Annotated in this window: 17 protein-coding genes and 1 pseudogene; 7 read left to right on the top strand and 11 right to left on the bottom strand. The window is 72.8% G+C overall.

Annotated features, from left to right (window positions below; translation table 11 throughout):
* Positions 1–237: pseudogene (locus SCA03_RS32085) on the top strand (amino acid deaminase/aldolase); the annotation flags it as partial.
* A gap of 187 nt (positions 238–424) precedes the next feature.
* Here SCA03_RS32085 and SCA03_RS32080 read toward each other — a convergent pair.
* The 4 genes from SCA03_RS32080 to SCA03_RS32065 all read right to left on the bottom strand — a co-directional run bounded on the left by SCA03_RS32080 (position 425) and on the right by SCA03_RS32065 (position 5675).
* Positions 425–1714 carry a haloacid dehalogenase-like hydrolase gene (locus tag SCA03_RS32080; protein WP_141275806.1) on the bottom strand — a complete coding sequence of 430 codons (1290 nt, stop codon included), beginning with the start codon at positions 1712–1714 and terminating at the stop codon, positions 425–427.
* 330 nt (positions 1715–2044) lie between these two features.
* Positions 2045–2836, bottom strand: a complete 792-nt coding sequence (locus SCA03_RS32075) for a 3-oxoacyl-ACP reductase (protein WP_030884082.1) — start codon at positions 2834–2836, stop codon at positions 2045–2047.
* Positions 2833–4290 carry an aldehyde dehydrogenase family protein gene (locus tag SCA03_RS32070; protein WP_086818129.1) on the bottom strand — a complete coding sequence of 486 codons (1458 nt, stop codon included), beginning with the start codon at positions 4288–4290 and terminating at the stop codon, positions 2833–2835. The genes SCA03_RS32075 and SCA03_RS32070 overlap by 4 nt, the downstream gene beginning before the upstream one ends.
* 17 nt (positions 4291–4307) lie before the next feature.
* The gene (locus SCA03_RS32065) at positions 4308–5675 is read right to left on the bottom strand and encodes a glutamine synthetase family protein (RefSeq protein ID WP_030894656.1); all 1368 of its coding nucleotides are present in this window, start codon (positions 5673–5675) and stop codon (positions 4308–4310) included.
* Between the two features lie 139 nt (positions 5676–5814).
* Here SCA03_RS32065 and SCA03_RS32060 point away from each other — a divergent pair, with 139 nt between their 5' ends.
* The 3 genes from SCA03_RS32060 to SCA03_RS32050 all read left to right on the top strand — a co-directional run bounded on the left by SCA03_RS32060 (position 5815) and on the right by SCA03_RS32050 (position 9658).
* Positions 5815–6549 (top strand): FadR/GntR family transcriptional regulator, encoded by a 735-nt coding sequence (locus SCA03_RS32060; RefSeq protein ID WP_030884091.1) that lies wholly within the window; start codon positions 5815–5817, stop codon positions 6547–6549.
* Between the two features lie 387 nt (positions 6550–6936).
* Positions 6937–8421, top strand: coding sequence for an ethanolamine permease (eat, locus tag SCA03_RS32055; RefSeq protein WP_141275805.1), 1485 nt, complete (start codon positions 6937–6939; stop codon positions 8419–8421).
* Between the two features lie 400 nt (positions 8422–8821).
* Complete coding sequence (locus tag SCA03_RS32050; protein WP_078873472.1) at positions 8822–9658, top strand: gamma-glutamyl-gamma-aminobutyrate hydrolase family protein; 837 nt, start codon at positions 8822–8824, stop codon at positions 9656–9658.
* Here the strand turns inward: SCA03_RS32050 and SCA03_RS32045 are convergent.
* Positions 9604–10548 carry a LysR family transcriptional regulator gene (locus tag SCA03_RS32045; protein ID WP_030894666.1) on the bottom strand — a complete coding sequence of 315 codons (945 nt, stop codon included), beginning with the start codon at positions 10546–10548 and terminating at the stop codon, positions 9604–9606. The genes SCA03_RS32050 and SCA03_RS32045 overlap by 55 nt on opposite strands.
* Before the next feature lie 70 nt (positions 10549–10618).
* Here SCA03_RS32045 and SCA03_RS32040 point away from each other — a divergent pair, with 70 nt between their 5' ends.
* The gene (locus SCA03_RS32040) at positions 10619–11806 is read left to right on the top strand and encodes a TDT family transporter (RefSeq protein WP_141275804.1); all 1188 of its coding nucleotides are present in this window, start codon (positions 10619–10621) and stop codon (positions 11804–11806) included.
* Here SCA03_RS32040 and SCA03_RS32035 read toward each other — a convergent pair.
* The 5 genes from SCA03_RS32035 to SCA03_RS32015 form a co-directional block, all read right to left on the bottom strand.
* Entirely contained in the window at positions 11733–12611 is an 879-nt protein-coding gene (locus SCA03_RS32035) for a helical backbone metal receptor (RefSeq protein WP_218037787.1), read from the bottom strand. The two genes, SCA03_RS32040 and SCA03_RS32035, sit on opposite strands and share 74 nt — an antisense overlap.
* Positions 12608–14560 (bottom strand): FtsX-like permease family protein, encoded by a 1953-nt coding sequence (locus SCA03_RS32030; RefSeq protein WP_170223863.1) that lies wholly within the window; start codon positions 14558–14560, stop codon positions 12608–12610. The genes SCA03_RS32035 and SCA03_RS32030 overlap by 4 nt, the downstream gene beginning before the upstream one ends.
* A gap of 426 nt (positions 14561–14986) precedes the next feature.
* The gene (locus SCA03_RS32025) at positions 14987–16720 is read right to left on the bottom strand and encodes a BCCT family transporter (RefSeq protein WP_230989050.1); all 1734 of its coding nucleotides are present in this window, start codon (positions 16718–16720) and stop codon (positions 14987–14989) included.
* Between the two features lie 227 nt (positions 16721–16947).
* The gene (locus tag SCA03_RS32020) at positions 16948–19563 is read right to left on the bottom strand and encodes an ABC transporter permease/substrate binding protein (RefSeq protein ID WP_030884116.1); all 2616 of its coding nucleotides are present in this window, start codon (positions 19561–19563) and stop codon (positions 16948–16950) included.
* Entirely contained in the window at positions 19556–20683 is a 1128-nt protein-coding gene (locus SCA03_RS32015; RefSeq protein WP_030884119.1) for a quaternary amine ABC transporter ATP-binding protein, read from the bottom strand. Before SCA03_RS32015 ends, SCA03_RS32020 begins: the two co-directional genes overlap by 8 nt.
* Positions 20684–20977: 294 nt before the next feature.
* On the opposite strand from SCA03_RS32015, the gene SCA03_RS32010 reads away from it, so the two are divergent.
* Positions 20978–21883, top strand: coding sequence for a 5'-3' exonuclease (locus SCA03_RS32010; RefSeq protein ID WP_086817624.1), 906 nt, complete (start codon positions 20978–20980; stop codon positions 21881–21883).
* 59 nt (positions 21884–21942) lie between these two features.
* Positions 21943–22788 (top strand): siderophore-interacting protein, encoded by an 846-nt coding sequence (locus SCA03_RS32005; RefSeq protein WP_086817622.1) that lies wholly within the window; start codon positions 21943–21945, stop codon positions 22786–22788.
* A 13-nt stretch (positions 22789–22801) separates the two neighbouring features.
* On the opposite strand, the gene SCA03_RS32000 is transcribed toward SCA03_RS32005, so the two are convergent.
* On the bottom strand, positions 22802–23903 hold a 1102-nt coding region (locus SCA03_RS32000), incomplete at its 5' end, for a phosphatidylinositol-specific phospholipase C1-like protein (protein WP_218037786.1).

Genomic DNA, 23903 nt, shown 5'->3' with positions numbered 1-23903 from the left:
CCCCAGCCGTATCTGCCGGCGGGCCTGCGCTACGACCCGCAGGAAGGCCCCGGCGAGGTGCAGACGCCGTTGCTGGGCCCGCCCGCCGACGATCTGCTCATCGGTGACAAGGTCTGGTTCCGGCACGCCAAGGCCGGTGAACTGTGCGAGCGCTTCGACCGGTTGCACCTCGTCGAGGGGGACCGGGTGACCGATTCCGTGCCGACGTACCGGGGCGAAGGCATGACGTTCCTGTAGGAGACCATGACGGTCCCGTAGGACACGGCGCTCCGGCGCGGCCCGCACAGGGCGGAACCTGCACAGGGCGGAACCCGCGCAGGACGCGGACGCGGCCCGCACAGGACGCGGCCCGGCCCCGCCGCCGGTGCGGGCGGACGGAACCGGGCCGGTCGTCAGGACGGTGCGGCGCGGTGCGCGGGCCCCGTCAGGCGCCGAAGGCGGTGTCCCACTGGTCCGGGACGACGGAGCCGTCGTCGCGCCGGACCGGGCCCAGGCTGCCGTCGGGCCGGGTGAAGCCCTCGGTGGCGCACGGGTAGGACTCCTTCTTGCGCGGCAGCGGCTCGATGAACATCGGGTTCACCGCCCAGCGGCCGTCCGCGTCGTCGTAGCCACGGCACATGATCTCGGGCTTGTTGCGGTTGAGCACGAGGTGGGTGCCGGTGGCGTCGCCGACGAAGGTCACATCGGTGTCCGCGTCACCGCCGCCGATGGCGATCCGGTGCCGGGCGTCCTGCTTCTTCCACGCCGCGGCGCCCTTGATGCCGTAGATCCGCTCGTTGATCGTGCAGCGCTTGCCGTCGATGTACGGGATCGTGCCGCCCTTGCTGACCGGCTGCCCGCCGCAGCCCTCGGTCCAGGTGGTGATCCGGCCGTGCCGGACGACGCTGCGGATGGCGAGGGTGTGCCGGCGGTCGATGCCGACGCCCTTCGACCACTCCTCGGTCACCGGCTCGGAGCCGGCGGAGACGATGTAGACGTCGAAACCGGCCCGCTGCAAGGTGCGGACGAGGTCCTTCTGCTGGTCGTAGTAGCGGCTGTAGGCGGGCACCGTGTGCGTGCCGACCTTCTGCTCGCTGCCGATCGGCGCGGCGAGCGCCTCGTCGCGGGCCGCCCGCGCGTAGGCGCGCAGCTCGGCGACGGTGTGCCCGGCGAACAGCTGCGGTACCCAGGCGTACTGGGGGACGGTACGGCGGTGGTTCCACTCGCCCTCGAACGCGGGCTCGCCGCTCATCGTCTCGGCCTCGCCGCGCACCTGGAGGATCTCGTCGGCGCAGGCGTCGTTCGTCGAGGTCGGCAGCGGGCTGCCGACGGGCACGTCCGTACCGCACGCCTTCGTCAGCGCGCGGTCGGCCTCCGGGGTGAGCCACTGACTGGTGTCGGACCAGCGCTCCGGGCGGAGGATCTTGTCGTGCCGCAGGGCCCAGGCGATGGTGGCGTCCGTCGAGTCGTTCTTGACGATCGTGTTGTCCCAGTCGAACGCCGCGATCGGACGGTGCTTGCCGCCCCGGTGGTGGGGGGAGCAGGTGCCGCGCTCGTCGATGGTGCGCTGGAGCTTGGCGCGGTTCGCGCCGTACCAGGGGAGGTCGTCGGAGAGCTGGGGGCAGTGGTGGGAGCGGGTGTCCGGGCGGGGGTCGGCCTGGGCCGGGGCCGAACTGAGGGTGGCGGCGAGGGCCACGGCCACGGTCAGGACGGTCAGGGCGGGTCTGCTGCGCATGCGCCTCTCCTGCGTTCTCCTGCGGTCAGCGTTGACCTGTGCACGCTACATCCGCCTCCCCGCACACCTCTCCACCACCCCGCCCCCGCGCCCCGAAGACCGACGACCGCATGAAAGCCCGTCCGGCGCTGGAGGACAACGAAAAGCCCGTCCGGCGCTTGAGGACAATGGAGAGCCCGTCCGGCGTTTGAGGACGAGCGCCCTGGCGCGACGCCTGAACAGCAGGGGGCAGACGCCGCGGACGCAACAGACGCCGCGGACGCAACAGACCCAGCAGCCGGACGGAGCACGACAGGGCGACAGGCGACAGGGCGACAGGGCGACAGGCGCCTACAGAGGCGTCACATAGGCTCCGGCGATCCCCCCGTCCACGAGGAACTCCGCGGCGTTCACGAACGAAGCGTCATCACTGGCGAGGAACGCCACAGCGGCAGCGATCTCCTCCGCCTCGGCGAACCTCCCCGCCGGCACATGCACGAGCCTGCGCTGCGCCCGCTCGGGATCCTTGGCGAACAGCTCCTTCAGCAGCGGGGTGTTGACGGGCCCGGGGCACAGCGCGTTGACCCGGATCCCCTCGCGCGCGAACTGCACCCCCAGCTCGCGGGACATGGCCAGCACCCCGCCCTTGGAGGCGGTGTAGCTGATCTGCGAGGTGGCGGCGCCCATGACGGCGACGAAGGAGGCCGTGTTGATGATGGATCCCTTGCCCTGGGCCCGCATATAGGGCAGCGCCGCCTTGCAGCACAGATAGACGGAGGTGAGGTTGACCTCCTGCACCCGCTTCCAGGCGTCCAGGCCGGTCTCCAGGATGGAGTCGTCGTCGGGCGGTGAGATGCCGGCGTTGTTGAAGGCGATGTCGACGGAGCCGTAGGTCTCGTGGGCGCGGGCGAAGAGCGCCTCGACCTGGTCGGCGTCGGTGACATCGGCGCGGACGTAGCGCCCGCCGGTCTCCTCGGCCGCTGCCTTCCCGCTGGTGTCGTCGATGTCGGCGCAGACGACGTGGGCGCCCTCGGAGGCGAGCCGCCGCGCCGCGGCCAGCCCGATGCCGCTGCCGGCCCCGGTCACGACGGCGGTGCGGCCCACGAGGCGGCGGCAGACGGCGGTGGTGTCGGTTGCGGTCACTGCTGCTCCCCGGTGCTGATGAAGACGTTCTTGGTCTCGGTGAAGGCGGCCAGGGCGTCGGGGCCGAGTTCGCGGCCGAGCCCGGACTGTTTGAAGCCCCCGAACGGGGTCGAATAGCGCACGCTGCTGTGCGAGTTGACCGACAGATTGCCCGCGGCGACGGCCCGTGAGACCCGCAGGGCGCGGGCGCCGTCCCGGGTCCACAGGGAGCCGGACAGCCCGTACGCGGTGTCGTTGGCGAGCCGGACGGCCTCGTCCTCGTCGGCGAAGGGCAGAACGACGGCGACGGGCCCGAAGACCTCCTCGACGGCGGCGCGGTCCCCCGGGCGGCCCTCCAGGACGGTCGCCGGATACCAGTACCCGGGCCCGTCGGGCACCCGGCCGCGAATGAGCGCGGGGGCGTCCTCGCTGACGTAGCCGCGGACGCGTGCGCGCTGGGCCGCGGAGATCAGCGGGCCCATGGCGGTGGCCTCGTCGGCCGGGTCCCCGGCGGTGAAGGCGTGGACGGCGGGCTCCAGCAGCTCCAGGAACCGGTCGAGGACGTCGCGTTGGACGAGGATGCGGCTGCGGGCGCAGCAGTCCTGCCCGGTGTTGTCGAGGAAGGAGCCGGGGGCGCTCGCCGCCGCGGCCTCCAGATCGGCGTCGGCGAAGACGATGTTCGGGCTCTTGCCGCCGAGTTCGAGCGTCACCCGTTTCACGGTGGCGGCGCACCGGGCCATGATCTGCTTGCCGACGGCGGTGGAGCCGGTGAACACGACCTTGGCCACGCCCGGGTGGTCGACCAGCGCCGTCCCCGCGACCGGCCCCTCGCCGGGCAGCACCTGGAAGAGGCCCTCGGGCAGCCCGGCCTCCAGGGCCAGTTCGGCCAGCCGCAGCGCGGTGAGCGGGGTGGTCTCGGCCGGTTTGAGGACGACGGCGTTGCCGGCTGCCAGCGCGGGTGCGGTGCCCCAGGCGGCGATCGGCATGGGGAAGTTCCACGGGGCGATGACGGCGACGACGCCGAGGGGCTCGGCGAAGGTCAGGTTGACGCCGCCGGCGACGGGGATCTGTGCGCCGGTGAGCCGTTCGACGCCGCCGGCCGCGTACTCCAGCAGATCGCGGACGTTGCCGGCCTCCCAGCGGGCGTTGCCGACGGGGTGGCCGGCCTCGCGGACCTCCAGCTGGGCGAGTTCCTCGATGTGCGCGTCGACGGTGCCGGCGAAGCGGCGCAGCAGCCGGGCGCGGTCGGCGGGCGCCAGGGCCGCCCAGCCGCGCTGGGCCTCGGCGGCGCGGGCGACGGCCCGGTCGACGTCCTCGGGGAGTGCGGCGCGGACGGTGGTCAACTCCCGGCCCGTGGCGGGGTCGTGGACGGTGAGCTGCTCCCGGGGCCCGGCGGGCGGCGGAGGCGGGTGCGCAGTGGCGGTGGCGGCCGCGGTGGCGGTGGCGGCGGTGGCGGCTTCGGTCGGGTCGGGCAGGTCCGGCAAGGGGGTCCTCACATGCGTTCGAAGGAGCGGACGCGCTCCCAGTCCGTCACGGCGGTGTCGAAGGCCCGTTGTTCCACGCGGGCCATGTTGCGGTAGTGGTCCACCACTTCGGTACCGAAGGCGTCCCGGGCGAGGGCGCTCTCCTCCCACAGCGCGGCGGCCTCACGCAGCGTCGTGGGCACGTGCACGGCGTCACCGGCGTAGGCGTTGCCGGTGCACGCCTCGGGCGGCTCCAGTTCGTGGTCGATGCCGTACAGCCCGGCGGCGATCATCCCGGCGACGGCGAGGTAGGGGTTGACGTCCCCGCCGGGCACCCGGTTCTCCAGCCGGTGTCCGGCGCCGTGGCCGATGACGCGCAGGGCGCAGGTGCGGTTGTCCGGCCCCCAGGCGACGGCGGTGGGCGCGAACGAGCCGGGCTGGAACCGCTTGTAGGAGTTGATGTTGGGCGCGTAGAGCAGGGTGAACTCCCGCAGGGCGGCGAGCTGTCCGGCCAGGAAGTGGCGCATCAGCGGGGACATGCCGTACGGCGCCGAGTCGTCGGCGAGGACGGGGCGCCCGGCCTCGTCCCGCAGCGAGAGGTGGATGTGGCAGGAGTTGCCCTCGCGCTCGTCGTACTTCGCCATGAAGGTGAGGGAGCGGCCCTCCTGGGCGGCGATCTCCTTGGCGCCGGTCTTGTAGACGGCGTGCTGGTCGCAGGTGGTGAGCGCGTCGGCGTACTTGAAGGCGATCTCGTGCTGGCCGAGGTTGCACTCGCCCTTGGCGGATTCGACGGTCATCCCGGCGGCGCCCATCTCGTTGCGGATCCGCCGCAGCAGGGGTTCGACGCGGCCGGTGCCGAGGATGGAGTAGTCGACGTTGTACCGGTTGGCCGGGGTGAGCCCGCGGTAGCCGCCGTCCCAGGCGGACTCGTAGCTGTCCTGGAAGACCATGAACTCCAGCTCGGTGCCCGCGTAGGCGCTCCAGCCGCGCTCCGCGAGCCGGTCGAGCTGGCGGCGGAGTATCTGCCGGGGCGAGGCGGCGACGGGGCTGCCGTCGTGCCAGGCGAGGTCGGCGGTGAGCAGCGCGGTGCCGGGGTTCCAGGGCAGACGGCGCAGGGTGGCCGTGTCGCCGAGCATGGCGAAGTCGCCGTAGCCGCGCTCCCAGGAGGCCATGTCGTAGCCGTCGACGGTGTTGAGGTCGACATCGACGGCGAGCAGATAGTTGCAGCCCTCGCTGCCGCCGTCGAGCACGTCCGAGAGGAAGTAGGGGGCGGCGAAGCGTTTGCCCTGGAGGCGTCCTTGCATGTCGGTGAAGGCGAGGACGACGGTGTCGATCTCACCGCTGTCGACGAGGCGTTGGAGCTCGTCGACGGCGAGTGGTGGGGTGCGGTCTGCCACGCGTGGCCTCCTGTCGGTCCGCCGGGAGCCATAAGGTAGCCATGAAGACCTTTGCAGCGGAAGGGTCGGCCGGACACCGGGCGGAGGAGTCCGGGACCGGAAAGCAGCACGAGCAGCGGAAGCAGGGGGCGAGGGCGCCATGACCGAGGGGCGGACCGGCGTCGGGCCGGGTACGGACAGGCTCGCCACGGTGCTGCGCACCGTACGCGCGGGCAACGGCTTCGAGGAGGCGCTGGAGCAGATACTCCAGGTGCTGCGGCTCGGCCTCGTCGGCGCGGGCGAACGGCTGCCCGCCGAGCGGGAGTTGGCCGAGCGGCTGGGCATCAGCCGGGTCACCCTGCGCGAGGTGCTGCGGGTGCTCACCGAGGAGGGGCTCGTCGAGGCGCGGCGCGGGCGCTACGGCGGGACGTTCGTCCGGGCACCGGCGCCGGGCGAGGGCGCGGCCCGCAGCCTGGGCCCGGACGTGGACCTGGAGGACACCCTCCGGTTCCGCGAGGTGCTGGAGGCCGGCGCGGCCGAACTGTGCGCGGCACGCGACCTGTCCGACGCGGAGGAGGAGCGGCTGCGCCAGGCGCTGGACGCCACCCGGGACACCGCGCTGCCCGACTACCGCCGGCACGACACCCTCTTCCATCTGACCCTCGCCGAGCTGTCCGGCTCGCCCTCGCTGGCCGCCCAGTACGCCGCCGTCCGGGCCCGGCTGAACGATCTGCTGGGCCGGATCCCGCTGCTGGTGCGCAACTTGGAGCACGCGCAGCACCAGCACGCCGGGCTGGTCGCCGCGGTGCTGGACCGCGACCCCGAGGGCGCGCGGGCGATCGCACGCGAACACTGCGCGGGCACAGCATCCCTGCTCCGCGGCTTCCTGGCCTGAACACCGCACTCCCCTGACCCTTGCGGCCCGCCCGGACCGCACCCGTCCGGCCGTGCAGCCCGGACCTACCGGCCCCTCCGCCTGACCGGAGCTACCGGACCGTCGTGGCCCCCGGGCCACCCGGGACCCGCCCGGCACTCCGCCCACACCTACCGCCTGCGCTCTGCGCCGACCGCCTGCGCCCCGCGCCTGCTCGCGCCCGGACACCTGCTCACACTCGGAGCGCCTGCTTCTGCACACGCCGCGCACCCCCGCACCCGCACCCGCACCCGCACCCGCACCCGCACCCGCACCCCAACCCCTCTTTCCCGCAGGGGGGTTGCGCCGCGGGCTCCCCCGGCACAAAGGTATGCCAGCACACCAATGGCTGACGGCGGGAGTGTGGTCATGTCCGAAGGAACCGACGAACGCGGGGCGGCCGGACGGACCGCGCCACCGGGCCGGGCCGACGGCGCACCCTCCGACGCCGACGCCGCGTATCTGGAGCGGCGCACCCTGCGGCGCGGCAGCGCCGGACCGCTGCTGCTGACCGGGCTCGGCGTGGCCTATGTCGTCTCCGGCGACTACTCCGGCTGGAACGCGGGCCTGGCCGAGGGCGGATTCGGCGGACTGGCGATCGCCGCGGTGCTGATGGGCGTGATGTACACCTGCATGGTCTTCTCGCTGGCCGAACTGGCGGCCGTGCTGCCCACGGCGGGCGGCGGCTACGGCTTCGCGCGCCGCGCCCTGGGCCCCTGGGGCGGCTTTCTGACGGGCACCGCCATCCTCATCGAGTACGTGCTGGCCCCGGCCGCCATCGTCTGCTTCATCGGCGACTACGTCGAATCCCTGGGGCTGTTCGGGCTGGAGTCCGGCTGGCCGGTCTACCTCGCCTGCTTCGTGCTCTTCATCGGCGTCCATCTGTGGGGCGTCGGCGAGGCGCTGCGGTTCTCGCTGGTGGTCACCGCGGTGGCCGTCGCCGCGCTGCTGGTCTTCGTCTTCGGCGCCTTCACCGAGTTCAGCACCGCCCACCTGAACGACATCCCCGCCGACTCCGGCGCCTTCGGTTCCGGATCCTGGCTGCCCTTCGGGGTGCTGGGCATCTGGGCCGCCTTCCCGTTCGGCATGTGGTTCTTCCTCGGCGTCGAAGGGGTGCCGCTGGCGGCCGAGGAGACCCGCGAGCCGGCCAGGACGCTGCCGAAGGCCATGGCCTCCTCGATGGCCGTCCTGCTGGTGCTCGCGCTGCTCACCTTCCTCGCCGCGACGGGCGCACGCGGCTCGTCCGCGATCCAGGACGTCGGCAATCCGCTCGTCGAGGCCCTCCAGCCGCACGGGGAGCCGACCGCGCTCTCCCGCATCGTCAACTACGCGGGTCTGGCCGGGCTGGTGGCGTCCTTCTTCTCGCTCATTTTCGCCGGCTCCCGCCAGCTGTTCGCGCTCTCCCGCGCCGGGTACCTGCCCCGCTTCCTGTCCCTGACCAGCCGCCGCAAGGCGCCCTACCTGGGGCTGCTGCTGCCGGGCGCGCTCGGTTTCGCGCTGGCGGCCGGCAGCGGGGACGGCGCGAAGATGCTCAACATCGCCGTGTTCGGCGCGACCATCTCCTACGCCCTGATGTCGCTCTCGCACCTCGTGCTGCGCAGGCGCGAGCCCGGGCTGCCCCGGCCCTACCGGACGCCGGGCGGCGTGGTCACCTCCTCCGTCGCGTTCCTCCTCGCGCTGGCGGCGCTGGTGGCGACCTTCCTGGTGGACGAGCAGGCGGCGCTCATAGCCCTGGGCGTGTACGCCGTCGCGCTCGCCTACTTCGCGCTGTACTCGCGCCACCGGCTCGTCGCTGCGGCCCCCGAGGAGGAGTTCGCCGCGCTCGCCGAGGCCGAGGCGGAGCTACGCGACTGAGCGAGACCTGCACGCCTCCCCGGCCCGGCCCCGGCAGCGGGACCGCCCCCAACGCCCGGCCCCGGACGCCGGGGCACTCCGGCCACCCCCGGACGCGCGGACGCCCGGACGCCGGGGCACACTCCGGCCACGCCCGGACGCCCGGACGCCGGGCCACCCCGGCCACCCCGGCCACCCCGGCCACCCCGGCCACCCCGGCCACCCGCAGAGCAGACACCCGGCGCCGCCTCCCACCCGAGCCCCAAGCCCCGCCAGACGCCACCGCACTCGCACCCCACTCCCGCCGAGCGCCCACCGCACACGCCCGCCCCCGCGCGCACCTGCCCCCGCCCCACCCGCCGCTCCCCCACGATGGACACGCGGCACAGTTCACCCCTGCCCCCGCACGGAACGGACCGGCATGACCCAGCCAGCAGCAGCCCCCGCGCCCGGCGCTCCCCCGCTCATCGGCGTCAGCACCTATCTGGAACCCTCGGCCCGCTGGGGCGACTGGCAGCTGCCCGCCGCCCTGCTCCCGGCCGGCTACCACCGGCTCGTGCAACGGGCGGGCGGCCGTGCGGTGCTGCTGCCGCCGGACGACGATCCCGCGGCGGCGGGCGACACCCTGGCCCGGCTGGACGGCCTCGTCACCGCCGGCGGCCCGGACGTCGACCCGGCCCGCTACGGCGCCGTGCGCGACACCCGCACCGGGCCCGCCTACCCGGAGCGCGACGCCTGGGAGCTGGCGCTCACCCGTGAGGCCCTGGCGCGGGGCGTGCCGCTGCTCGGCGTCTGCCGGGGCATGCAGATCCTCAACGTCGCACGGGGCGGCACCCTGCTCCAGCATCTGCCGGACACCCCGGCGCACCGCGGGCCGCGCGGCGTGTTCACCGACCACGGGGTGACGCCCGTGCCGGGCTCGCTGCTGGCCTCGGTGCTGCCGGAGCCCGTCGTCGAGGTGCCCACCTACCACCACCAGGCCGTCGACCGGCTCGGCGACGGGCTGGTGGCCGGGGCGCACGCCACGGCGGACGGCACCGTCGAGGCGCTCGAACTCCCCGCGGCGGAAGGCTTCGTGCTCGGTGTGCAGTGGCATCCCGAGGCGGGCGACGATCTGCGCCTGATGCGTGCGCTCGTCGAGGAGGCCCGGAGAGCGCGGCACCCGGGCAGGCGGCGCCCCGCGGACGCCGGCGCCCCGGGCGCTCAGCCGCCCGCCGCGGGCTCCACGCGCTGGGAACGGGTGAGCGAGAGCAACTGACGCGCCGGCCCGGCCGGGCGTGCGCCCCGGGGCCACACGGCGCGCAGCGCACGCACCGGCGCGGGCCCCTCGATCCGCACCTCCACCAGCCGGTGCGCCGACAGCTCCTCCCCCACGGCCAGTTCACCGAGCACGGCGGGGCCCGCCCCGCTGACGGCCGCCGCCTTCACCGCCGTCGTGGAGGCCAGCTCCAGCAGCGGCGGCGCGAGCCCGCCGTGCTCGGCCAGCGCCGCGTCCAGCACCTGCCGGGTGCCGGACCCCGGTTCGCGCAACACCAGCCCGGCGGCGGCCAGTTCGGCGCGCGGCAGGGGCGTGCGGCGGCGGGTCCACGGGTGCCCCGGCGCCGCCACGACGAGCAGCCGGTCGTGCCCGATGACGGTGCCGTCCAGGCCGGCCGGCACCCCGAGCCCCTCGACGAACCCGAGGTCGGCCTCTCCGTCCAGCACGGCACGCGCGACGGCGGCGCTGTTGCCGGCCCGCAACGAGACGGCCGTGCCGGGCAGTTGGGTGCGCAGCGCGATCAGCCAGCCGGGCAGCAGATACTCGGCGATCGTCATGCTGGCGGCGACGCTCAGCCGGGAGTCCCGCTGGTCCCGCAGCGCGGCCACCCCCGCGTCGAAGGACTCGGCCGACTCCACGATCCGCCGCGCCCAGTCCGTGACCAGCGCTCCCGCCGGGGTGAGCCGGGAGCCGCGCGGCGAACGCTCCAGCACCGTGACGCCCAGCTGCCGCTCCATGGCCCGGATCCGGCCGCTGGCCGCCGGCTGGCTCACGCCCGTCTCCCGCGCGGCCCGCCCGAGGCTGCCCAGCCGGGCGACGGCCAGCAGCAGCTCCAGCGCGCCCAGATCCGGCACCCGGTGCGCCAGCTCCCCGGCCCGTGTCCGACTCATAGCCCCAGCTTATGCCCTCATAGGGACGGACTCCCTGGTGGAGGCCCTGACCAGGCGCAACAGTGGTTCCATGACCGCCGTACCGACACCCGCCCGGCAGACCCAGCAGTCCGCGGCCCCCGGCCCCGCCACCACCGCACCGACGGACGGGCCGCCACCGGACACGGCACCCGGGCCCGCGCCCGGGCCCGCGCCGACCGGCCGGCTCCGCGCGCTGGGACCGAACTGGTACGCGGCCGTCATGGGCACCGCGATCGTCGCCGGCGCCGGGGCCGCGCTGCCCGTGGAGCTGCCGCACGCCCCGCTCGTGGCCGTGTGGCTGCTGGCCGCCGCGCTCCTCGCCGTGCTGCTCGTGGCCCGCGCCGGGCACTGGCTGCGCCACGGCGACCAGGCACGCGCCCATCTGCTCGACCCGGCCGTCGCCCCCTTCTACGGCTGCCTGTCGATGGGCATGCTGGCGGTCGGCAGCGGGGCGCTCGCCCTGGACCTTCCGGGCGGCGTCGCCATCGACGCGGTGCTGTGGACGGCGGGCACCCTCGTCGGCCTGGTCGCGACCGTCGCCGTGCCCTATCTGATGGTGGCCCGGCACGCCATCGAGCCGGGCACCGCGGGGCCGGTGTGGCTGCTGCCCGTCGTCGCCCCCATGGTCTCGGCCGCGCTGGGCCCGCCACTGGCCGCCCATCTGCCCGCCGGGCAGGCCGCCTCGACGATGGTGCTCGGCTGCTTCGCGCTGTTCGGCATGAGCCTGCTGACGACGCTGCTGATCCTGCCGGCCGTCTTCTCCCGGCTCGTCCACCACGGCCCGCTGCCGCCCGCCCTCGCACCCACGCTCTTCCTCGTGCTCGGGCCGCTCGGCCAGTCCACCACGGCCCTCGGCAACCTCGCCGACGCGGCACCGCACACCTTCGCCTCGGCCGCGGTGATCTACGGAGTGCCCGTCATCGGCTTCGCACTGCTGTGGCTGGCCCTGTCCGTCGCCCTCGTGGTCCGCGCCGTACGCCACGGCATGGGCTTCTCCATGACCTGGTGGGCCTTCACCTTCCCCGTCGGCACCTGTGTGACGGGCGCCGCCTCCCTGGAGCGCCACACCCAACTGGCCGCGTTCGGCTGGCTGTCGGCCGTGCTGTACGTGTGCCTGGTCGTCGCCTGGGCCGTCGCCGGCTTCCGGACGGCACGCGGTGTCCTCAGCGGAGAGCTGCTCGCAGCGCCCCGGCGATGTTCCGCGGCGCCTCCTCCAACGACGGCCCGTACCAGGTGAGATGGCGTCCGCTGACCAGCGCGGCGGGCACCGCGGGGAACGCCTCGGGCCCGTCCCGCCCGGTGAACCGGTAGGGCTCGTCCGGCAGCACGACGACGTCCGCCCGCCCCTCGGCGGCCAGTTCACCGATCGGCACCCGCGGATAGCGCTCGGCGTGCGCGGCGTACACGTTGCGCACGCCCAGCTCCGCGAGCAGCGCCCCCGCGAAGGTGTCCCGGCCCAGCACCATCCACGGCCGGCGCCACACCGGAACGACCGCCCGCACCCCGGCGAACTCCGCCCGTACCGCCGCCCATTCGGCCTCCGCCCGCACCAGCCACCCCGGAACGGGCAGCCCGCACCCCTGCGTCAGCACGCGCCGCAGCTCGGCGAACCCCTCCTCCAGCGACCGGATCCGCGTCACCAGCACCCGCAGCCCCGCTTCCCGCAGCGCCGCGAGGTCGGCCTCCCGGTTCTCCTCCTCGTTCGCCAGCACCAGGTCGGGCCCCAGCGCGACGATCCGCGCGACATCCGGATTCTTCGTCCCCCGCACCCGGACCACCTCCAGCCCACCCGGATGACTGCACCAGTCCGTCGCCCCCACCAGCACCCCCGGCGCGGTCACCGCCACAGCCTCACTGAGCGAGGGCACCAACGACACGACCCGGGGCCCGGGCCGGGCCCGACTGGCCTCGGGGTCGCGCTGGTTGTCGGCGGACACGTGGACGGACGGCAGCCGGGGCGGCGGCTCCTCGGCGGACGACCCTCGGACGGGTGGCTCTTCGGCGCCTGTCTTCGGAACGGCCCCGTTCGTTCTGTCGTTCATGTCGTCCTCCTCGCGAACTGCTCCCGCACGGCCGAGAACGGATGTGCCGTCACGACGGAGGGGACGGTCACCGCCACGACGGCCGCGCCCAGGATCCCGAGCGTCCAGGGCAGGTCGAGGGTGGGCAGCACACCGGCGCCGAGGGCGGCGGCGAACGGCACCAGGCAGACGACCGCGGTGGCCGCCGCCAGCGCCGCTCCGACCACCACGGCGCCCGCGCACTCGTACAGGACACAGCGCGCCAACTGGCCCTTCCCCAGGCCGATCGCGCGCAGGTGCGCACGCTGCGCCCGCCGGTCGCGCTGTGCCAGTGCGCAGCTGTTGGCGGCGGCCAGCAGCGTGTATCCCGCGACGACGGAGACGATGAGGCGGGCGGCGAGGTCGTCGGCCGGTGCGCGCGGCCGGAGACCGTCCAGATGGTCGGCGCGCGCGGCGACCCGCTGTCCGGCGTGCCGTGGCCACTGCTGGTACGCGCCACGGATCAGCACCTTGTCGGCGTGCGGGGCCTCGGTGTGCGCCAGCGCGGTCCCGCGGGGCAGGACGAACTGCGGGAAAGCCAGGTCGCGTCGGTAGATCACGGCCAGGGTGAGGGTCCGGTGCCGGCCGTCGGCCAGGGTGAGCCGCACCTGCTGGCCGGTTCGCCAGTGGTGGGCGTCCGCCTGGGTGGCTCCGGCCGCGAACGTGCCCTCGCGCAGGGCCGGCATCCGGCCCGCCCGCTCGTCGAGATCGACGGTCCGCGCCAGCGCACGCCCGTCCGCGCCCCAGGCCGCCACCGGCGCGGGTCCGTCGTCGTAGGGCGTCGGGGGCGGCACCACCTCGGTGGCCACCGGCGCCGCCACCGTGGCGCCGGGGAGCGCGGCCGGCTCGGCGGGCAGCCGGTGCCCGGGTTCCGCGGTGACGACGGCGTCCGCGCGCAACGCCTGCTCGGTCTGGGCGCGGACGGCCTCGCCCATCGTGGCACCGGTACCGAGCAGGCAGGCGGCCGTACCGACCGCGAGCAGCACGGGGACGGCCATGGCCGTGGTCCGTGCCGGTGCGGCCCGCAGCCCCGCCGCGGCGATGCGCCCCACCCGCCGGTCGACGCGGAGCACGGCGGCCACCGGACGTACGAGAGGAGGCACCAGCCAGGGGGCGAGCACCGCGAGCGTGGGAATCAGCATGAGCGCGAGCCCCGGGGCGACAGCCGCCCGGATCGTGACCGGCAGGTCCAGGAACGCCATGACGCACAGCAGCGGCAGGCACAGCCCGAGAACCATGGCCAGCCCTGTGACGAGACGGCCCCGGCTGCGGGTGGACGCCACGGCCGCCCCGGCGTCCTTGAGAAGCGTGGCCGGCCGCACCCGGCCCGCGGCGAGCACACCGGCGAGCGCGGCGAGCACGGCCACCGCGCCGGTTCCCGCGCACACCGCGGCCGCCACGGCCCACATCTGACCCGCGGAGGGCGCGGGCACCCCCGCGGGGAAGAGCGCACGCTCCCGCAGCAGCCGGTGGCCGAGCCTCGCGAGGGGAGCCGTGCCCACGGCGCCGACGGCCGCGGCGACGACGGACAGACGCGCCACATCGCCCGCCACCAGCCGGCGCAGCCGTCCCGCGGTCACCCCGAGCGCACGCAACACCGCGAACTGGCCGAGACGTTGGCCCGTCCACAGGGACGTGGTCGTCCCGATCACCAGCACGGCGCACATGAGCAACAGGGACAGCAGCAGCGACAGCAGATCCCGTGCGTCCCGCGCCTGTGCGGCGGCCACCGAGCCCTCCGGGAGGTCCCCGGACCCGGCGCGTACGAGCAGCAGCACGCACGCCCCCGTCGCAGCCGCCGTCAGCGCACAGGCCAGCGCGGCACCGGCCACCCGGCCGGGATGTGCCCGTACTTCGGCGACGAACAGCCGGCGCGCCGACGCACCGGCCGGCAGCCACTGCGGGCGGGACACCCCGTACCCCGCTTCCACGGTCCCTCCCCTGCGCATGCCGCACGGCCCCTGTCCCCGTGCGGCGCGACGACGTTGCCGCCCGCTCGACGGAAACGCTTCCCCCTCCGGTTCCACCGCTCGCCGCCCACGGGAGGGCCCGCCCGGTGCGCACCGGTGTGACGACGGCCGGCGCACCCGTCACCGGGAGGAGGCCGACGGCTCCCCGCCGCCGGCCCACCGCCGTGTCACGTGAAGTGAGGCTAGCGGGGCCCCGGTTCCCCGGGAAGGCGGCCTCGGTTGCCGAGCCGGACCGAGGTCCGGGTGGGCACACGGCCTCCCGGCAGTCCGCCCGTCTCGCGCCACGGCCCTCTCGGGCGAGGAAGGCCCCCGGACACGCGTCAGGCGCCCGGAGGTCAACTCCGGGCGCCTGGGCGGGTGTTCAGGGCCGCTGAGGGCCGGGCGGGGTCAGCCGGCCGGTTCCGGGGGGCGGTCCTCGGTGGTGCGTGCGGCGGGCACCTTCCGGTCGGCGGCGTCGTCGGCCTGGCCGTCCTCCAGCGCGGCGACGGTCCGGTCGATGATGCGTTCCTGTTCGGCGGTGCGGCGGGCGGCCTCGTAGGCCCGGTGCTCCGCCAGGAAGGCTCTCGTCGTGGCGATACACATGCCGATCATGACGATGCTGAACGGCAGGGCGATGATGATGGCCGTCGTCTTGAGGGTGTTGAGCGAGGACGCGCTGGCCAGGTCGGAGGCCAGCAGCAGCGCCGCGGCGACGGCGCCTCCCATGACCGCCCAGAACACCCGGCTCCACACCGGCGGGTTGGGGTTGCCGCCGGAGGAGAGCATGTCCACCACGAAGGAGGCCGAGTCGGAGGACGTGACGAAGAACAGCACGATCAGCAGGATCGCGATCCCGGCCACCAGCTTGCCGCCGGGCAGTGTGTCGAGCAGCTGGAAGAGCGCGTTGTCCGTGCTGACGGCCCCGTCGACCAGGTAGTTCTCCTTGCCGGTGGACTGGCCGTGCACGGCCGTGCCGCCGAAGACGGCGAACCAGAAGAAGGTCAGCAGCGTCGGCACGAGCAGCACGCCGCAGACGAACTCGCGGACGGTGCGGCCGCGCGAGATCCGGGCGATGAAGACGCCGACGAAGGGTGCCCAGGAGATCCACCAGCCCCAGTAGAAGACGGTCCAGGTGTTGACGAAGGACTGTCCCTCGGCGCCGTGGGAGGCGCCGGTGTCGAAGCTGAGCCGCAGCACGTTCTGCAAATAGCCGCCGACGTTCTGCACGAAGCCGTTGGCGATGAACAGCGTCGGGCCGACGATGATGACGAACAGCATGATGAGGGCGGCGATGCCCATGTTGGCGTTGGACAGCCACTTGATGCCCTTGCCGATGCCGGAGGCCACCGAGAGCGTGGCCAGCCCGGTGATGGCGGCGATCAGCACGACCATCAGCGGCTTGCCGGGTTCGTCCACCCAGCCGAGGAAGTTCAGCCCGCTGGCGATCTGCATGACGCCGAGGCCGAGCGAGGTGGCCACACCGAAGAGCGTGCCGACGACGGCGATGACGTCGATGGCGTCACCCCACTTGCCCTTGACGCGGTCGCCGAGCAGCGGCTCCAGCGCCCAACGGATCGACACGGGGCGGTTCTTGCGGTGCACCGCGTACGCCATGGCGAGGCCGACGACGACGTAGATCGCCCACGGGTGGACGCCCCAGTGCAGGAACGTCTGCACCATCGCGGCCTCGGTTTTGGCGGGGTCGCCGTCGCCGGTGCCGGGCTTGGGCGAGACGAAGAAGTTCAGCGGCTCGGCCGCGCCCCAGTAGACCAGGCCGATGCCCATCCCCGCGGCGAACAGCATCGCGAACCACGAGGACGTGGAGAACTCCGGCTTCTCGTCGTCCTTGCCGAGCCGGATCCGGCCGAACCGGCCCAGACCCACCCACAGGACGAAGATCACGAAGAGCGAGGTGAGGGCGGTGTAGAACCAGCCGAGGTTGTCGCCGATCGCCTCCTGGACGCCTGCCACCTGTTCCGCGGCGCTCTCCTGGCCGATGACGGCATAGAGGACGAAGGCGAGAATGATCACGGCGGATGGCCAGAACACCCGGTGCGCGACCGAGGCCGTCAGCCGTCCCAGGCCCTGCTGCTCCAGTGGATTCTTCTCACCGGGTGGGTGTGCCGATGGTTGCGCAGTCACGCATCGAGCCCTTCTGTTGCGTTGTGGCGTCACAGACGGGACCGCCGGGTCTCCGGCGATCCGGGGAGCGCGCCTGCCCGCACCGCGCAAGGACATGCATCACAAACGAGTTGCCGAAAAACAACGAGCCGTTACACAAAGCGGAGCCTCCGCTTCACCGCGGTGATCACCGGGGTGAAGCGGAGGCTCCGCTGTCTGTGCAGTTGTGCGGGGGCCGGTCGGCCGGATCAGCTGACGGGCGCCAGCTTGTCGATCAGGCCGGGACGGGAGTCGAGCCACTTACGGGCGGACTCCTTCTCCTTGCCCTTGCCGCCGTTCTGGATCGCGGCCTCCAGCGAGCCGAGGTCGTCCTCGGACATGTGGAAGTCCTTCAGCCACCCGTACAGCTCGGGGAAGTCCTTCTTGAAGTCCTTCTTGGCCGTGACGTGGATCTTGTCGCCCTTGCCCCACGAGCCCTTCGGGTCGTCGAGCTTCTTCATGGGGTACTTGCTGTACACCCAGTGCGGGGACCAGGTCGTCGTCAGGATCGGCTTCTTCTGCTTCACCGAGCGGTCGATCGCGGACAGCATCGAGGAGGTGCTGGACGAGACGACCTTGTACTCCTTGTCCAGCCCGTAGTCCTTGAGGACCTTCTTGAGCACCTTCATCTCGCCCGCGCTGGACTCGATGCCGGTGATCTTGCCGTCGAACTTGTCGCTCTTGCCCTTGAGGTCTTCGAGCGAGTCGATGCCCTTGACGTACTCGGGGACCGACAGCTCCAGCGAGGTCGGGCCGTACCAGGGACCGACGTCCGTGAGTCTGTCCTTGTACTTCTTCCAGTACTGCTCGTGCGTGGTGGGCAGCCAGCCGTCCGTCTGGAAGTCCATCTGCCCCTGCGCCAGCGAGGTGTACAGCGGACCGGGGTCGAGCTGCTTGACGTTCGGCTTGTAGCCGCGGTCCTCCAGGATGTTCTGCCACAGGTAGGTCGTCGCGATGGCCTCGTCCCAGGGGAAGTAGCCCACGTTGACGGCCTTGCCGGCGTCCTTGCCCTGCTTCTTCTTGCCGCCGGGCACCGGGGCCATCTTGTCGATGAAGCCCTTGTGCTCGTCCAGCCAGTCGGCAGCGGCCTTCTGCTCCTCGCCCTTGGGCGCGTCCTGGATCTTGTTCTCCAGCGAGGTGAGCTGCTCTTCCTTCAGGTGGAAGTTCTTGAGCCAGTGCGCGACCGTCGGCTGGTCCTCCGCGAAGCCCTTGCGGGCGACGTTGTAGAGGTTCTCGCCCTTGCCGAAGGAGCCCTTGGGGTCGTCCAGCTTGGTCAGGTCGTAGGCGTTGTACGCCCAGTGCGGCGACCAGAGCGTGACGACGACCGGCTCCTTCTTCTGGATCGAGCGCTTCAGCTCGGCCAGCATCGAGGAGGTGCTGGAGGCGACGACCTTGTACTCGCCCTCCAGGCCGTAGTCCTTGAGGACCTTGTCCTTGAGGATCTTCATCTCACCGGCGCTGGACTCGATGCCGATGATCTTGCCCTTGAACTTCTTGCCCTGGCCCTTGAGGTCCTCCAGCGACTTGATGCCCTTGACGTACTTGGGCACCGTCAGCTCCAGCGACGTCGGGCCGTACCAGGAACCCAGCTTCTCCATCTTGGAGCCGTACTTGTCCCAGTACTGCTTGTGCGTCGTGGGCAGCCAGCCGTCGGTCTGGAAGTCCGTCTGGCCCTGCGCCAGCGAGGTGTAGAGCGGGCCGGCGTCCAGCTGCTTGAGGTTCGGCTTGAAGCCGCGCCGCTCCAGCACCTCCTTCCACAGGTAGGAGGTGGCGATGCCCTCGTCCCACGGGATGTAGCCCATGTTGAGCTGCTGGCCCTTGCCGACGTTCGTGCCGGCGGACGCCTTGCCCTCGTCACCGGAGCCGGCGATGTTCATCCCGCCGGCGACCAGCGCCAGCACGACGACACCGCACAGGGCGACGGCGGTGCCGGGCTTGTAGCGCGCGAAGCGCATCCGGCCCATCATCGCGGACGCCTTGGCCGCGGCACGGCGGCCCAGCGGCGAGACACGGGCGTTGAGCGCACCGGTCATCCGGTCCAGGTACATGGCCAGGATGACGACGGCCACACCGGACTCGACACCGAGGCCGACCTGGACCTGGGTGACGGCCGCGTAGACACGCTCACCGAGGCCGGGCGCACCGGCCATACCGGCGATGACCACCATGGACAGCGCGAGCATGATGACCTGGTTGATACCGGCCATGATCGTCGGCAGCGCGAGCGGCAGCTGCACCCGCGTCAGCGTGTGCTTGGGCTGCGTACCGAACGCCTCGGCGGCCTCGACCAGTTCGCTGTCGACCTGCCGGATGCCCAGCTCGGTCATGCGGACACCGGGCGGCATGGCGAAGATGATCGTCGCCAGCAGACCCGGGGTCGTACCGACCGAGAAGAACATGACGCCCGGGATCAGGTACACGAACGCGGGCATCGTCTGCATCACGTCGAGCACCGGGCGTACGAAGGCGCTCACGGTCTTGGACCGCGAGGCCCAGATACCGGCCGGCACCGCGATCACGATCGTGATCACCGCGGCGGCCAGCACCAGCGAGAGCGTCGACATCGCCTCGGACCACAACCCGAAGGTGTCGATCAAGGCGAAGCCGACGAACGCCACCACACCGGCCAGCAGCCCGCGCAGCCAGAAGGCGATCACGGCGAAGATGCCGGCGAGCAGCAGCGGCTCCGCGCCGCCGAGGACGGCGTTGATGGCGTCGAACAGTCCGGACAGGACCGTGTTGATGAAGTCGAACAGCCAGCCGAGGTGCTTCTGCAACCAGTCGACGGCGGATTCGACCCAGTCACCGGGGTGGAACTCAGGCACGTGCGGTCACCCCGGAGTTCTTGGCGCCGTCGGCGGTCTCGGCACCGCCGTCGGACGCGGCGTTCGCTGCGGCGTTCTCGTCGACCTGCGGCTCCTCGCCGAGCGCGGCCAGCAGCCGCTCCCGGTCGATGACGCCGACGGGCGCACCCGAGTCGTCGGTGACGATCATCGCGTCGTCGCTGGACGAGAACGGCGTGAACAGCTCGTGCAGCGGCGTCTCGGCGGTGATGGTGGACGCCTCGTCGCCGTCCTTGCCGAGGGCGGCGGCGTCGGTCTTGGTGTCCTCCATGATCGCGCCGGCGGTGAGCACGCGGGAGCGGTCCACGTCCTGGATGAAGGAGGCGACGTAGTCGGTCGCGGGACGCACCAGGATGTCCTCGGCGGTGCCGTTCTGGACGATCCGGCCGTCCTTCATCACGGCGATCCGGTCGCCGAGGCGCATGGCCTCGTTCAGATCGTGGGTGATGAAGACGATCGTCTTCTTCAGTGTCTTCTGGAGTTCGAGCAGCTGGTCCTGCATGTCCCGGCGGATCAGGGGGTCCAGGGCGCTGAAGGACTCGTCCATCAGCAGCAGGTCCGCGTCGGTCGCCAGCGCGCGGGCCAGACCGACCCGCTGCTGCATACCGCCGGACAGCTCGTCGGGCCAGGACTTCTCCCAGCCCTTCAGGCCGGCCAGTTCCAGGGCCTCGGTGGCGCGCTTGTCGCGCTCCTCGCGAGGTATGCCCTGGACCTCCAGCCCGTAGGCCGCGTTCTCCAGGACGCTGCGGTGGGGGAAGAGGGCGAAGTGCTGGAAGACCATGCTGATCTTCGTCGCACGGACCTCACGCAGCTCCCGCGGCTTGAGGGCGGTCACATCCTGCCCGTCGAACAGCACCCGGCCGGAGGTGGGCTCCAGCAGGCCGTTCAGCATGCGCAGCAGCGTGGACTTACCGGAGCCCGAGAGCCCCATGACCACGAATATCTGCCCCTCCTCGACCTCGAAGGAAGCGTCGATCACGGCAGCGGTCGTGCCCTGGGCACGTAGCTCCTCGCGGTCCGCTCCGGCCTCCAGCCGGCCCACGGCCTGGTCTGGTCTCCTTCCGAACACCTTGTACAGGTGTTCAGCTCTCAGCCTGGACACATTCACCTCTTGGATCGACAACAGTTGTCCGGCATCCCCGCACGCCGTGTCAGTGGCGGTGCAAATCGCATCAAACGGCGCATACCAGAAAGGTGCAGCCTACACCAGCCCCACACAGCTGCTCCTGCTCGGAGTTCAGGATTCCAAACCAAACGTGACGCCAGTCACAGGAAAAGGTTTCGAGCCAGCCGGCTTCCCGCTCGTCGGAGCACCCGCGTCACGGTCCGTGTCCCCGCCGTGCGGCATCATCGGCCCGTGACCATCACCACAGCCCACACCGCACACAGCCGCCTCATGCTGCTGGACACCGCATCCCTGTACTTCCGCGCCTACTTCGGCGTCCCGGAGACCGTCCGCGCCCCCGACGGCACCCCCGTCAACGCCGTCCGCGGCCTGCTCGACTTCATCGCCCGGCTCGTCCAGGACCACCGCCCCGACGCGCTGGTGGCCTGCATGGACGAGGACTGGCGCCCGGCCTGGCGGGTGGAGCTGATCCCCTCGTACAAGGCGCACCGCGTCGCCGAGGAGCACACCGGCGGCCCGGACGAGGAGGAGACGCCGGACACCCTCTCCCCCCAGGTGCCGGTGATCGAGCAGGTACTCGACGCGATCGGCCTGGCCCGCGTCGGCGCCCCCGGCTACGAGGCCGACGACGTCATCGGCACCCTGGCGACCCGCGCCGACGGCCCCGTCGACGTCGTCACCGGCGACCGCGACCTCTTCCAACTCGTCGACGACGAGCGGGAGATCCGGGTGCTCTACCCCGTCAAGGGCGTCGGCAGCCTGGACGTGTACGACGGCGCGGCCCTGCACGCCAAGTACGGTGTGGACGGCGCCGGTTACGCGGATCTGGCGCTGCTGCGCGGCGACCCGAGCGACGGGCTGCCGGGCGTACGCGGCATCGGCGAGAAGACGGCGGCGAAGCTGCTGGCCGAGTACGGCGATCTCGCCGGGATCCTGGCAGCGGCCGACGACCCGGTCTCCCGGCTCACCCCGGCGCAGCGCACCAAGTTCCGCGACGCCGCCGCCTATCTGGCGGCCGCTCCCCGCGTGGTGCGGGTGGCCCGGGACGTGGAGCTGCCCGAGGTTCCCGTCGCCCTGCCGCGCACCCCACGCGACCCGGAGGCGCTGGAGGCGCTGGACGCCCGCTGGGGCCTGGGCGGATCGCTGCGCCGCCTGCTCTCGGTTCTCGCGGAGTGATCTGCTAACTTAGGTAAGCCTAAGTTGAGCACCGCCCCTCGTCGCGCCAGGAGGCCCCCGTGGCAGAGCGCCCTGCCCGCAAGCAGCCCCAGCTCCACCGTGCCCGCGTGGTGCGCACCGAGCAGCTCACCCCGCACATGGTGCGCATCGTCGTCGGAGGTGACGGGCTGGACCAGTTCGAGGCCGGCGAATTCACCGACCACTACATCAAGCTCCTCTTCCCGGTCCCGGGCGTGGTCTACCCGGAGCCGTTCGACATGGCCCGGATCCGCTCCGAGATGCCGCGCGACCAGTGGCCCCGGATGCGGACGTACACCGTGCGTGACTGGGACGCGCACGACCGCGAGCTGACCATCGACTTCGTCGTGCACGGGGACGAGGGCCTCGCCGGCCCCTGGGCGCTCGCCGCCCGCCCCGGCGACGAGCTGCTCTTCCTCGGCCCCGGCGGCGCCTACACGCCCAGCCCCGAGGCCGACTGGCACCTCCTCGCCGGGGACGAGAGCGCCCTGCCCGCCATCGCCGCCGCCCTCGGCCGGATGCCCGCCGGCTCCCCGGTGCACGCCCTGATCGAGGTCGCCGGGCCGGAGGAGGAGCAGCCGCTGCCCGCGCCCGAGGGCAGCGAGATCGTCTGGCTGCACCGCGGCTCCGGCCGGGTCGGCGACCGACTGGTGCGCTCCGTGCGCGAGTTGACCTTCCCCGACGGCCGGGTGCACGCCTTCGTCCACGGCGAGGCCGGCTTCGTCAAGGAACTGCGCCGGCATCTGCGCCTGGAGCGGGAGGTCGCCCGCGAACAGCTGTCCATCTCCGGCTACTGGCGGCTCGGCTCCGACGAGGACGGCTGGCAGGCGTCCAAGCGGGAGTGGAACGCCCAGGTCGAGGCCGAGCAGGAGAAGCAGCCCGCCTGAGCCCGGCCGGAGTTCAGCGCTCCGGTGTGCCCGGCGGGCAGCGCCGCACGGTCACGGGGTTGCAGCGCACCGGGCCGTCGGTGCCGGGCAGTTCGGCCACATAGTCCGAGCCGTACCGCTCGGCCAGGCCGGGCACCGGGAAGTCGGTGCTCACCATCTGCGCCCCGGAGCCGAGCGCGGCCCGCAGCATGGCCGTGTCCCCGCTGGTGGCCTGCTCCAGCGGGACGTCGGAGCGGGTCCGCACGTAGTAGCCGCGCCGCACCAGGTCCCGGATGACCGCCTGGTTCCGGCCCGTCGGGTCGTTGACCTTCATGAACGCGGCGTCCGCACGGCCCGGTTCGGAGTCGGTGAACAGCACCCGGCCCTCCAGGCTCGCGCGCCCGCCCGCCCGGTAGGCGTCCTGGATCTCCCGGTCGTCGTTGTCCATGAGGAACACGACCCGGCCCCGGGTGTCCCGCACCTTCGGCCAGCCGCGGGCACGCACCGACTCCCCCAGCGTCCGGCCGCGCTGCCGCAGATCGTCCGGGGTGACCATCTCGTCCTCGGCGAAGACCGAACGGATCTCCGCGTCCAGCGCGTCGAGCATCGCCGTGTCCCACGGCGGGCTCTCGGCACCGCCCCGCTCCTCCAGCCGGGGATCGGTCTGCTTCAGCTCCAGCAGCACCGGCACCGCCACATGGCCGGGCCGCTGGTGCGACCAGCGCCGCACCTGCCGGAGGCAGCCCCGCAGCGTCGCACAGCTGCTGTGGTAGTCGAAGTCGGCCCAGTGCAGCACCTTGAACCCCGGCTTGCGCAGCGCCGGATCCACGGGCCCGGGCAGCCCGGCCGCCCGGCGGATCAACGGCTCGGCGTAGAGCCCGCCTTCGGGATCGGGGAAGACGTCCAGTTCGATACCGCGCACCCGCTGCCGCTCGAACTGGTCGGGCAGATCGGCATGGCCGTACCGCAGCGTCCGCCAGTTCGGATCGTGTCTCCCCATCAGCCGCTGCTCGGCCCGGGGCGCCTCGCGGTGGTAGCTGTTGTGCGTGGCCATGGCCTGGAGCTGGGTCAGCCGCAGCTCGCCCGCCGGATCACCGTGCCGCGCCCCCGTCGCACCGGCGGGCCCCGCCGGGACG

The organism is Streptomyces cacaoi, from assembly GCF_006539165.1.
GTDB lineage: Bacteria > Actinomycetota > Actinomycetes > Streptomycetales > Streptomycetaceae > Streptomyces > Streptomyces cacaoi.
Note: the sequence above shows the minus strand (reverse complement) of the source record. Positions and strands in the feature narration are given on the sequence as shown.

Coding starts and splice junctions, on each gene's coding strand:
- SCA03_RS32080 (WP_141275806.1), bottom strand. CDS start 1,714: ATGCGCAGCAGACCCGCCCTGACCGTCCTGACCGTGGCCGTGGCCCTC.
- SCA03_RS32060 (WP_030884091.1), top strand. CDS start 5,815: ATGACCGAGGGGCGGACCGGCGTCGGGCCGGGTACGGACAGGCTCGCC.
- eat (WP_141275805.1), top strand. CDS start 6,937: ATGTCCGAAGGAACCGACGAACGCGGGGCGGCCGGACGGACCGCGCCA.
- SCA03_RS32050 (WP_078873472.1), top strand. CDS start 8,822: ATGACCCAGCCAGCAGCAGCCCCCGCGCCCGGCGCTCCCCCGCTCATC.
- SCA03_RS32045 (WP_030894666.1), bottom strand. CDS start 10,548: ATGAGTCGGACACGGGCCGGGGAGCTGGCGCACCGGGTGCCGGATCTG.
- SCA03_RS32040 (WP_141275804.1), top strand. CDS start 10,619: ATGACCGCCGTACCGACACCCGCCCGGCAGACCCAGCAGTCCGCGGCC.
- SCA03_RS32035 (WP_218037787.1), bottom strand. CDS start 12,611: ATGAACGACAGAACGAACGGGGCCGTTCCGAAGACAGGCGCCGAAGAG.
- SCA03_RS32010 (WP_086817624.1), top strand. CDS start 20,978: ATGCTGCTGGACACCGCATCCCTGTACTTCCGCGCCTACTTCGGCGTC.